8 protein-coding genes are annotated in these 10,747 nt (G+C 74.4%); 7 read left to right on the forward strand and 1 reads right to left on the reverse strand.

Annotation, left to right across the window (positions count from 1 at the left end; all coding sequences use genetic code 11):
- Positions 1-108: 108 nt before the first annotated feature.
- Positions 109-612, forward strand: coding sequence for an Lrp/AsnC family transcriptional regulator (locus tag ACFYYR_RS12200; protein WP_388851339.1), 504 nt, complete (start codon positions 109-111; stop codon positions 610-612).
- Positions 597-1,976 (forward strand): aspartate aminotransferase family protein, encoded by a 1,380-nt coding sequence (locus ACFYYR_RS12205; RefSeq protein WP_388851342.1) that lies wholly within the window; start codon positions 597-599, stop codon positions 1,974-1,976. The genes ACFYYR_RS12200 and ACFYYR_RS12205 overlap by 16 nt, the downstream gene beginning before the upstream one ends.
- A gap of 291 nt (positions 1,977-2,267) precedes the next feature.
- On the opposite strand, the gene ACFYYR_RS12210 is transcribed toward ACFYYR_RS12205, so the two are convergent.
- Complete coding sequence (locus ACFYYR_RS12210) at positions 2,268-3,929, reverse strand: PucR family transcriptional regulator (protein WP_388850519.1); 1,662 nt, start codon at positions 3,927-3,929, stop codon at positions 2,268-2,270.
- Between the two features lie 143 nt (positions 3,930-4,072).
- Here ACFYYR_RS12210 and ACFYYR_RS12215 point away from each other — a divergent pair, with 143 nt between their 5' ends.
- The 5 genes from ACFYYR_RS12215 (at position 4,073) to ACFYYR_RS12235 (ending at position 10,709) form a co-directional block, all read left to right on the forward strand.
- Complete coding sequence (locus ACFYYR_RS12215) at positions 4,073-5,530, forward strand: sodium:solute symporter (RefSeq protein WP_388850522.1); 1,458 nt, start codon at positions 4,073-4,075, stop codon at positions 5,528-5,530.
- 123 nt (positions 5,531-5,653) lie between these two features.
- The gene (locus tag ACFYYR_RS12220; RefSeq protein ID WP_388850525.1) at positions 5,654-7,366 is read left to right on the forward strand and encodes a thiamine pyrophosphate-binding protein; all 1,713 of its coding nucleotides are present in this window, start codon (positions 5,654-5,656) and stop codon (positions 7,364-7,366) included.
- Between the two features lie 263 nt (positions 7,367-7,629).
- A complete protein-coding gene (locus ACFYYR_RS12225) occupies positions 7,630-8,361 on the forward strand; it encodes an ABC transporter ATP-binding protein (RefSeq protein ID WP_388850528.1) in 732 nt (243 codons plus the stop codon).
- Positions 8,343-9,548, forward strand: a complete 1,206-nt coding sequence (locus tag ACFYYR_RS12230; RefSeq protein WP_388850531.1) for a hypothetical protein — start codon at positions 8,343-8,345, stop codon at positions 9,546-9,548. Before ACFYYR_RS12225 ends, ACFYYR_RS12230 begins: the two co-directional genes overlap by 19 nt.
- Positions 9,549-9,572: 24 nt before the next feature.
- On the forward strand, positions 9,573-10,709 hold the full coding sequence (locus ACFYYR_RS12235; protein WP_388850534.1) for an LOG family protein: 1,137 nt from the start codon (positions 9,573-9,575) through the stop codon (positions 10,707-10,709).
- Positions 10,710-10,747: the final 38 nt, after the last annotated feature.

The raw sequence follows: 10,747 nt of genomic DNA on the forward strand, positions 1-10,747 counted from the left end.
GGCCACGCTTTCGACATACCCGCCACCCAGCATCTACGAAATCAGTGCCTTTCGAAGTGGGCAACAACGAATTTCATCGGTCGAGGGTTGCCAGACAGTCGAGTCCTCATGCACAGTGTTGCCGTGGCCACTCGTACTCGCGACACCAAGGGCAGCAACGGCGGCACGCCGGTCGACGCCGTCTCCCTGGCGATCATCGAACAGCTCCAGGAGGACGGACGCCGGCCGTACGCGGCGATCGGCAAGGCCGTCGGCCTCTCCGAGGCCGCCGTGCGGCAGCGCGTACAGAAGCTGCTCGACCAGGGCGTGATGCAGATCGTCGCCGTCACCGACCCGCTCACCGTGGGTTTCCGGCGGCAGGCGATGGTGGGCATCAACGTCGAGGGGGACCTCGACCCGGTCGCCGACGCCCTGACCGAGATGGACGAGGTCGAGTACGTGGTGGTGACCGCGGGCTCGTTCGACCTCATCGTGGAAGTCGTCTGCGAGGACGACGACCACCTTCTGGAAATGATCAACAAGCGCATCCGCACCCTGCCCGGCGTGCGCTCCACCGAGAGCTTCGTCTACCTCAAGCTCAAGAAGCAGACCTACACCTGGGGAACCCGATAGCCATGAGCGCCGACCTCTCCAAGACGGCGTACGACCACCTGTGGATGCATTTCACCCGCATGTCGTCGTACGAGAACGCCCCCGTGCCGACCATCGTGCGCGGCGAGGGCACCTACATCTACGACGACAAGGGCAAGAAGTACCTCGACGGGCTCGCGGGCCTGTTCGTGGTGCAGGCCGGCCACGGCCGTCAGGAGCTGGCCGAGGTCGCCGCCAAGCAGGCCGCGGAGCTCGCCTTCTTCCCGGTGTGGTCCTACGCCCACCCGAAGGCCGTCGAGCTGGCCGAGCGGCTGGCGAACTACGCCCCGGGCGACCTCAACAAGGTCTTCTTCACCACCGGCGGCGGCGAGGCCGTCGAGACCGCGTGGAAGCTGGCGAAGCAGTACCACAAGCTCACCGGGAACCACACCAAGTACAAGGTGATATCCCGTGCGGTGGCCTACCACGGCACCCCGCAGGGCGCGCTGTCCATCACCGGGCTGCCGGCCCTGAAGGCGCCCTTCGAGCCGCTGGTGCCCGGCGCGCACAAGGTGCCGAACACCAACATCTACCGGGCGCCGATCCACGGCGACGACCCGGAGGCGTTCGGCCGCTGGGCCGCCGACCAGATCGAGCAGCAGATCCTCTTCGAGGGCCCGGAGACCGTCGCCGCGGTCTTCCTGGAGCCGGTGCAGAACGCCGGCGGCTGCTTCCCGCCGCCGCCCGGGTACTTCCAGCGGGTCCGCGAGATCTGCGACCGGTACGACGTGCTGCTCGTGTCCGACGAGGTCATCTGCGCCTTCGGCCGGCTCGGCACGATCTTCGCCTGTGACAAGTTCGGCTACGTACCGGACATCATCACCTGCGCCAAGGGCATGACCTCCGGCTACTCCCCGATCGGCGCCGCGATCGTCTCCGACCGGATCGCCGAGCCGTTCTACAAGGGCGACAACACCTTCCTGCACGGCTACACCTTCGGCGGCCACCCGGTGTCCTCCGCGGTGGCGCTGGCCAACCTCGACCTGTTCGAGCGCGAGGGCCTGCCGCAGCACGTGCTGGCGAACGAGTCGGCCTTCCTGTCGACCCTGCAGAAGCTGCACGACCTGCCGATCGTCGGCGACGTCCGCGGCAACGGCTTCTTCTACGGCATCGAGCTGGTCAAGGACAAGGCCACCAAGGAGTCCTTCAGCGCCGAGGAGTCCGAGCGCGTCCTCTACGGCTTCGTGTCGAAGAAGCTCTTCGAGTACGGCCTGTACTGCCGGGCCGACGACCGCGGCGACCCGGTCATCCAGCTCTCCCCGCCGCTGATCTCGGACACCTCGACCTTCGAGGAGATCGAGCAGATCATCCGCCAGGTGCTCACGGAGGCCTGGACCAAGATCTGAGGACCGGGCACGCCGCGCGGGCCCGCCCACGATCCGACGCGCCGCCCTGCGCGTCCCGCTCCGCCCCTTCTCCCGTGGCCCATCCCTCCACGGGGGAAGGGGCGGAGCCCTGTTCGGGGGCCGTCGCGCTGCGTCGGTACCGCGCCCGTGGCGCCCGCTCCGTCGGTACGCGCCCGTGCCGCCGCGTCCGGAGACGTGGTCACCGGCCCGGCCCGCCCGAACGCACTCGTGATCACCGGCCCGGCCCACCGAACGGACGCCGTCACGGACACCGGTGACGGGCCGCGTCAGCTATGCCCCGTCACCGGATCCGGACCACTTCAGGGCGAACCACAGCTCCATCCGGACGTCCGGGTCCCCCAGGTCGGTGCCCAGCAGCTCCGCGGCTCGCGCGATGCGCTGGCGGACGGTGTTGCGGTGGATCTCCAGGGCGACGGCCGTGCGGTCCCAACTGCCGTGCAGCGACAGCCAGACCCGGAGCGTCTCGGTCAGCGCCGGTGCGCCGTCCAGCGGGCCGAGCCGGGTGCGGGACAGGGCGCGCGCCTCCTCCGGGGCCACCAGCGCGCCCACACCGTCACCTGCCTCGGCGCGCTGCCGGACGACCGGGGCGCGCTCCGCCAGCGCACGCCGCAGTGCTCGCGCCGCCTCGATATCCGCCCGCGCCAGCTCCCCGGCCGGTACCGGTGCGCTCGTCCCCAGCGTCCACCCGGCCTGGGCCGCCACCGGTGCGGCGCCCGGCACCAGGGCGCGCAGGGTGTCCCCGTCGAGGTCGATCAGCGCGGTGCCCAGTCCGGCGGCGAGTTCCTCCGCCCAGAGCGGCTCCCCGGCGCGCGACCGGGCGCGCCGCCGGCCGCGCACCACCGTCCACCGCTCCTCGGCCGCTGCCCCGGCGGGTGACGCGGCGGGTGACACGGCAGGTGACGCGTCCGCGGCCGACCGGGCCGGATCCGGTTGCCGTCCGGCGCCCTCGCGCCCGGCGCGGTCCGGCGGCAGAGTATCCGTACCTCCGCCGGCCCCACCCGCGTCCCACCGGGTGCCCGGGCCCGGGTCCCGGAGCAGCGGGGCCACCTCGGCGGGGTCGGCGCCGAGCATCAGCCGGACCAGTGCCGCGGTACGTCCGGCCCGGGCACCGCCGGTGCGCGCCCCGGTCAGCAGCGAGAGCAGTACGACGGCCACCCCGGCGATCGCCCGGTCGACCGGGTCCCGGCGGGCCGCGCACACCCCCAGGGCCAGGCGCCCGCCCGCCGGTTCGGGGCCGGGCAGCCCGTAGACGCTCAGCTGGAGGCCGGCCGCGGTGCCCGCCGCCGAGGACGGACCGCTGCGCAGCCGGGCCGCCAGCGAGGCCAGCGACGCGCGGGCGTCCGGTTCCGGGCGGGTGCCGGCCGCGGAGAGCTCCGTTCCGTCGGGGCCGAGGAGCACCGCCCAGCCGCCGAGGTGCTGGGCGAGCTGGCGCAGCACGGCCGGTGCCGGGTGCGGCCGGGCGGCCGCACCGGCGAGTGCCTGCTGGGCCTCGGTCATCCGGCGCAGCTCGCTGTGGCGCCGCTCGGCGGCGGCCTGCCACATGGCGCGGGCGACCGCGGTGAACGTGGTCTCCCGGTCGACTTCGACCAGCGGCAGCCCGTGCCGGTCGCAGGCCTCGGCCAGCGCCTCCGGCACGGTGTCGTGAACGGGCGCGATGCCGAAGCCGAGCGCCGCGGCGCCCGCCTGCACCGTGCGGGCCACATAGCGGTCCCAGTAGGGGCCGGTGCTCCCGGCGGGCGGGCAGTGGACCCCGGCGCTGAGCAGCATCTCCCCGCCGAGCAGATACGGAACGGGGTCTTCCATCTCGCTGGTGTGCACGGCGTGCACGGCCGTGTCCCCGCGCGGCCCCGCGACCTGGCGCAGGCCCAGGCCGGGCCGGTCCAGCAGCACCGCGAGCGGGACGGGGACGGTGGGCGGCAGCAGCTCGGCCATCGCCGACTCCCCTGGATGGTCCGTACACCCCGAGGGCTTCGAGGTGGAGGAAACGTACACTTCTCGGCCCCCGGCGCGACACCTAGGGTCACTCCGCAGGACCGGCCCCCTTCCCCCCGGAACCCACGGATGTCAGGAGCGCCATGGCTGTCGACTACGCGGTGATCGTCCTCTATCTCGCGGGCATGCTCGGGATGGGCTGGTGGGGCATGCGCCGCACCAGGTCCACCAGCGACTTCCTGGTCGCCGGGCGGCGGCTGGGCCCGGCGATGTACTCCGGCACCATGGCGGCGATCGTCCTCGGCGGCGCGTCCACCATCGGCGGCGTCGGCCTCGGCTACCGGTACGGGCTCTCCGGCGCCTGGCTGGTGTTCAGCATCGGCTTCGGACTGCTCGCGCTGAGCGTCCTGTTCGCCGCCCGCATCTCCCGGCTGCGGGTCTACACCGTCAGCCAGATGCTGGACCTGCGCTACGGCGGATCCTCCGGACTCGTCTCCGGGATCGTGATGTGGGCGTACACCCTGATGCTCGCCGTCACCTCCACCATCGCCTACGCCACCATCTTCGATGTGATCTTCGGGCTCGACCGCTGGGTGGCGATCGTCCTGGGCGGCACGATCGTCGTCTGCTATTCGACGCTGGGCGGGATGTGGTCGATCACCCTGACGGACATGGTGCAGTTCGTCGTGAAGACGATCGGGGTACTGCTCCTGCTGCTCCCGATCGCGGTGGTGAAGGCGGGCGGGTTCGGCGCCCTGCGCAGCGAACTGCCCGACGGCTACTTCTCGCCGATGAGCATCGGCGCGCAGACCGTCTTCACCTATGTGCTGATCTACTCCTTCGGCATGCTGATCGGCCAGGACATCTGGCAGCGGGTGTTCACCGCGCGCAACGACCGGGTCGCCCGGCTCGGCGGCACCGCCGCGGGCGTGTACTGCCTGGCCTACGCCGTCGCCGGGGCCGTCATCGGCACGGCCGCCAAGGTCCTGTACCCGAAGCTCGGCAGCGCCGACGACGCCTTCGCCACCATCGTCAAGGACGCCCTGCCCATCGGCGTCAAGGGGCTGGTCCTGGCGGCCGCGCTGTCGGCGGTCATGTCGACGTCCTCGGGCGCGCTCATCGCCTGCGCGACCGTGGCCGACCAGGACATCTGGCAGCGGCTGCGCGGCACCGTCTCCCCGTCCGGGGACGGGGAACGGCACGACGAGGTGAAGGGCAACCGGGTCTTCATCGTGCTGATGGGCGCCGCGGTGATCGTCATCGCGATCCTGCTCAACAACGTCGTGGAGGCGCTGACCGTGGCGTACAACCTCCTCGTCGGCGGGCTGCTGGTCCCGATCCTCGGCGGGCTGGTCTGGAAGCGCGGCACCGGCACGGGCGCGCTCGCCGCGGTCGGTACGGGCGGCCTGACCGTCCTCGCCCTGATGACGGCGAAGGGCATTCTGGCCAACGAGCCCATCTACTACGGGCTGCTGGCCTCGCTCGTCGCCTATGTCGCGGTCAGCCTGGCCACGAAGCCGACCGACGCCGCCGTGCTCGACGCCTGGCGCAGGCGGCTCGCCGGTGAGGCCGTGCCCGAGCCGGCGGTGACCGGGGCCTGACCCCGGTGCCGGGCACAGGCCCGGCCACCTCGTGCCGGGGCCGGAGACCGGTCCCGGCGCCGGGGGTTCCGGCACCGGGCTCCGGCTCCCCGCCGTGCGGCGGCCCCCGGCCCGCACGGCACCATGAACAGCCGACCGCCGCCCCCCGGACGGGCGGCGCCCCACAGGAAGGCTCACCCGATGGGCAGCGCGCAGCCGCGCCACGGCGGCGACCTCGTCGTCGAATCCCTCACCGCGCTCGGCGCGACCACCGTCTTCGGCCTCCCGGGGCAGCACGCCCTGGGGACCTTCGACGCCCTGCGGCGCTCCTCGCTCGACTACGTCGGGCTGCGGGTGGAGAACAACGCGGGATTCGCCGCCGACGCCTTCGCCCGGGTCACCTCCGGGGTGGCGCCGCTGCTCGTCTCGACGGGGCCGGGGGCGCTGATGACGCTCGCCGCCCTCCAGGAGTCGGCCGCGGCGTCCGCCCCGGTGCTGGGGATCAGCAGCCAGGTGCCGGTCGCGGGGCTGGGCGGCGGGCGGCGGGGCTTCCTCCATGAACTCGTCGACCAGAAGGCCTCGTTCCGCGATGTGGTGAAGTCCGTGCACACCGTGCGCACCGCCTCGCAGATCCCGTCGGCGCTCGGCGCCGCCTGGGAGTCCGCGCTGGCCGCGCCGTGCGGACCGGTGTGGGTGGAGATCCCGCAGGACGTCCTGCTGGCGCCGGTCGAGGTGCCCCCGGTGGTCTCGCTGCGGGCCGTTCCGGCGCCGCTGGAACCCCGGCCGGAGCTCGTCGCCGAGGCGGCGCGGCTGCTGGACGGGGCGGCCCGCCCGGTGATCCTGGCGGGCGGCGGAGTGGTGCGCACCGGGGCGCAGGACGAACTCCGCGCCCTGGCGGAGGCGCTGGACGCGCCGGTGGCCACCACCTTCGGCGGCAAGGGCGCCTTCCCCTGGGAGCACCCGCTGTCCCTGCAGTCCTGGCTGGAGGACCGGTACACCACCGAGCTCCTGGAGGACGCCGATGTGCTCCTCGTCATCGGCTCGGGGCTCGGTGAACTCTCCTCGAACTACCACACGTTCCGGCCCCGCGGCCGGGTCGTGCAGATCGAGGCCGACCTCGGCAAGCTCGAGGCCAACCTCCCCGCCCTCGGTGTGCACGCCGACGCCCGGCTCGCGCTGGACGCCCTCGTGGCGCGGGTCGCGCCGCGGCCCCGGGGCAACGGGGCGCGGACCGCCGCCGCCCTGCTGGCCCGCGTCCGGGACCGGATCGACGCGCAGGAACTCGGTCTGGAACAGCAGGTGCTGGCCGCCGTCCGGGAGGCCCTGCCGGAGGACTCCCCGTCGTTCTGGGACATGACCATCCTGGCGTACTGGGCCTGGTCCGCCTTCGACCCGCGCGCGGGCGCCCTGCACTCCGCCCAGGGGGCGGGCGGCCTCGGCTACGGCTTCCCGGCCGCGCTCGGCGCCGCCGCGGCGGACCGCACGCGACCGGTCCTCGCCGTCTCCGGCGACGGCGGCGCGATGTACTCGATCGCCGAACTGGCCACCGCCCGGCAGTACGGGCTGCCGGTGACCTGGCTGATCGTCGACGACGGCGGCTACGGCATCCTCCGCGAGTACATGACCGGCGCCTTCGGCGAGACCACCGGCACCGAGCTGGCCCGGCCCGACTTCGTGGCACTGGCCGAGTCCTTCGGCGTCCCGGCCGTCCGCACCGCGCCGGACCGGCTCGCCGAGGACCTGGCGGCGGCCCTGCGGGAGCCGGGTCCGTCGGTCGTGGTGCTCCCCGCGGTGCTGCGGATGTTCGCCCCGACGCACCTCGCCCCCGAGGAGCACGGGGAGCGCGAGAAGCCCTGACGGGGCCCCGCCGGAGGAGCGTCGGAGCAGCCCTGACAGGTCCGCCGGAGGAGCCCTGACGGGCCCGTCGAACGCCCCCCCTACCGGCAGCGCCGGACGCCCGCCGGTCATATGAGCCGTTCGGAGGAACCTGGCACACGCCCGGACTCCACGAGTCGCCGCCCCCACACCGGACTCCTTACGGTGCGAGTGACCGTATGGGCTCAGGTTCGTTCACCCGGCCAGGGGAAACGGACTGTCACAGGTAAGCCGAGGTGTTCGCCATGGAGGCCCCGCCGGACAACGACGTGCTCTGGGCACGCTCCCTGCACTACGCGCACCGCGGCTCCCCCGCGCTCGCCGGTGTCTCCGTCGAGGTCCGCGCGGGAGAGATCCTGGCCGTCACCGGGCCGCGCGGCAGCGGGAAGACGACCCTGCTGCGCTGTCTGGCCGGTCAGCTCGCCCCGCAGAGCGGCGAGGTGTGGTTCAACAGCGCCCCGGTGCACACCCTGGGCCGGATGGGCCGGGAGCGGCTGCGCCGGGAGCGCTTCGGCTGGATCGACACCGAGCCCCACCTGGTGCCCGAACTGACCGGCTGGGAGAACGCGGCGCTGCCGCTGCTGCTGCGCGGCACCGGGCACCGCGCCGCGAAGCGGGCCGCCCTGGAGTGGCTGGAGCGGCTCGACGTCGGCGACTGCGCCCGGAGGCGGCCCGCCAAGCTCCTCCAGGCGCAGCGACAGCGGATCGCCATCGCCCGCGCCCTCGCCTCCGAGCCGTCGGTGCTGTTCGCCGACGAGCCCTCCGCCCCGCTGCACCGGGCCGACCGCTCCCATGTGCTGCGCACCCTCACCACCGCGGCGCGCTCCCACGAGATCACCGTGGTGCTGGCCACCCACGACCCGGAGGTCGCCTCGCTCGCCGACCGCACGGTCGCGCTGCTGGACGGCCGGCGGGCCGGCGGCATTCCGGCTCCCGACGCGGAGGGCAGGGCGGCCGCGTGCTCGCTCTCCGTCTAGCCCGGGGCACCCACCCGCTGGTCCTGCTGCGCCGGCTGCTGGTCGCGGCGGCGTCCGCGGGCGTCGGGTTCCTGCTGCTGGCCACCCTCGGCTACGCCCTGGGGCACCCGGACCGGGGCGCCGACGCCGCGGTCCGGCTGCTCTGGTGCGCGGTCCCGCTGGCCGCGACGGTGCAGTTCGCGGTCGCGGTGGCCCGGACGGACCCCGGGGCGCGACCGCTGCCGGGGCTGTCCTCGGCCGGGCTCGGCCCGGTCCGGCTGGCGCTGCTCGGCGCCGTCTCCACCGCCGTGTCCTGCACGCTCGGCAGCGTCCTCGCACTGCTGGCGTTCCTGCTGCTCCGCGGCGACCTGGGGCGCGCCCCGTTCCCGGGCGGGCCGGCCGAGCTGCTCGGCGCGGGGAAGCCCGCGCCGTTCGCGGCCGTCCTGACCCTGCTGTTCGTGGTGCCGGTGCTGTCAGCCGCGGCCGGGGCCCTCTCGCTGCGCCCGCGGAAGCAGCGGCCCGGCGCGGCACCCGACCCGCAGCAGCCGGCCGCCGCCAGTGAGCACGCGAACGCCCGGGCCACCCTGTTCGGCGGACTGCCCTGGGGGATCGCGCTCACCGCGGCGGGCCTGGCCCTGGTGTCGTACGCCGCCGGCGCCCCGCCGGCCGCCGACGAACTCCTCCCGCTCCCGGGCCGGCTGGACGCCATCCCGCCGGGCGCCGTCGGCGGCTGGGTCCTCATCGCGACCGGCCTGGTGCTCGCCTGCCCCGGCATCACCCACCTGTGCGGACGGCTGCTGGCGGCGGGCCGGCCGGGCGCGCTGCGGCTGCTGTCCGGGCGGGTCCTCCAGGAGGAGGCGCAGCGCATCGGGCGTCCCCTCGGGGTGCTCTGCGCGGTCGTCGCGGCCGCGCTCGCCGCGACCCGGCTGTACGGCTCGGCGCCGGACGGCCCCGGCGGGCGGCCGTTCGGCCCGCTCACCGGGATGGGCGCGGCGCTCGTGCTGGCCTGCGTCACGGCGACCGTGCTGACCGCGGCCCTGGAGACCAAGGGCGCCCGTACCGACACCACCGGGGCGCTGCGGCGGCTCGGCGTCCCGGCGGGCACGCTGCGCCGGGCGGCGGCGCTGCGCGGCGCGGTGACGGTGGCCGTGCTGGCCCCGCTCACCTGGCTCGTCGCCGAGCTCGCCGCACTGCCCCTCACCCGCTGACCCCGCTCCCCTACGATGACCGGCGTGCATCCGATATCAGCCGCCGCAGGCCGCGCCGACGACCGTGAGATCGAATCCCTGGCCGAGTTCGACGAGGTGGTGGCGGCCGGTTCGCTGCGCGGCCACCGCATCCAGTCCGTCGACCTGACGGGCCGTACGGAACGGCTCCTCGCCACCCGGAGCGCCGGGGCGGTGTTCCTCGGCTGCGCGATGGCGGAGGAGGCCGCGGCCAAGGTCCGGGCGGAGGGCGCGATGGTCTTCCCGCCGGTGCCGGAGCTGCCGTTCGATCCGTACCGGGGCACGCTCTACACCCCCGACGAGCTCTTCCGGGGCCTGGACGGCGCGGGGTACGCGGCCACCCCGGACGCCCGCGCGTACGCCTGGTTCCAACAGACCCGGGCCGACGGCGACATCATGGGCTCGATGCTGCGGGCCGTCCACGACGACGCGGTCTCCGACGCGCTCGACGAACTCCTCTCCGGGCGGCGGGTGGTCGGGGTCATGGGCGGGCACGCCATGGCGCGCGGCACGGAGGCCTTCGCGGGCGCCGCCCGGCTGGGCCGCGCGCTCGCCGACGCCGGTTTCACCGTCGCCACCGGGGGCGGCCCGGGCGCCATGGAGGCCGCGAACCTCGGCGCGTACGCCGTCCGCTTCACCGACGCCATGCTGGACGAGGCGCTCGAACTGCTCGGCAAGACCCCCTCGTTCACGCCCTCGGTGGGCGACTGGGCGCAGGCGGCGTTCGAGGTGCGCGGGCGGTGGCCGGGCGGCGGACCGTCGGTGGGGGTGCCGACCTGGTTCTACGGTCACGAGCCGCCGAACGCGTTCGCCTCGGACCTCGCCAAGTACTTCTCCAACGCGACCCGGGAGGACGGGCTGCTGGCCCGGTGCACCGCGGGCGTCGTCTTCCTGCCGGGCGCGGCGGGCACCGTGCAGGAGATCTTCGACAACGCCACGCCGAACTACTACGAGTCGCGGGGCGAGCCGACACCGATGGTGCTGGTCGACCGGGACCACTGGACGCGCCGCTTCCCCACCTGGCCGCTGCTCCAGGCGCTGGCGGAGGAGCGTTCCATGGCCTCCCGGATCGCCCTGGTGGACTCGGTGGAGGAGGCCCCGGAGGCGCTGCGGCGGCTCGGCGCGGCGGCCACGGAGGGCTGAACCCGGGCTGCGCGACGGCCGGCCCCGGGCAGCCGGGC

Source organism: Streptomyces sp. NPDC001922, assembly GCF_042891165.1.
In the GTDB taxonomy this organism is placed as follows: Bacteria; Actinomycetota; Actinomycetes; order Streptomycetales; family Streptomycetaceae; genus Streptomyces.

Excerpts from the sequence above, each read along its gene's own strand:
- ACFYYR_RS12200 (WP_388851339.1), top strand. The coding sequence starts at position 109 with ATGCACAGTGTTGCCGTGGCCACTCGTACTCGCGACACCAAGGGCAGC.
- ACFYYR_RS12220 (WP_388850525.1), top strand. The coding sequence starts at position 5,654 with ATGAACAGCCGACCGCCGCCCCCCGGACGGGCGGCGCCCCACAGGAAG.
- ACFYYR_RS12210 (WP_388850519.1), bottom strand. The coding sequence starts at position 3,929 with ATGGCCGAGCTGCTGCCGCCCACCGTCCCCGTCCCGCTCGCGGTGCTG.
- ACFYYR_RS12215 (WP_388850522.1), top strand. The coding sequence starts at position 4,073 with ATGGCTGTCGACTACGCGGTGATCGTCCTCTATCTCGCGGGCATGCTC.
- ACFYYR_RS12225 (WP_388850528.1), top strand. The coding sequence starts at position 7,630 with ATGGAGGCCCCGCCGGACAACGACGTGCTCTGGGCACGCTCCCTGCAC.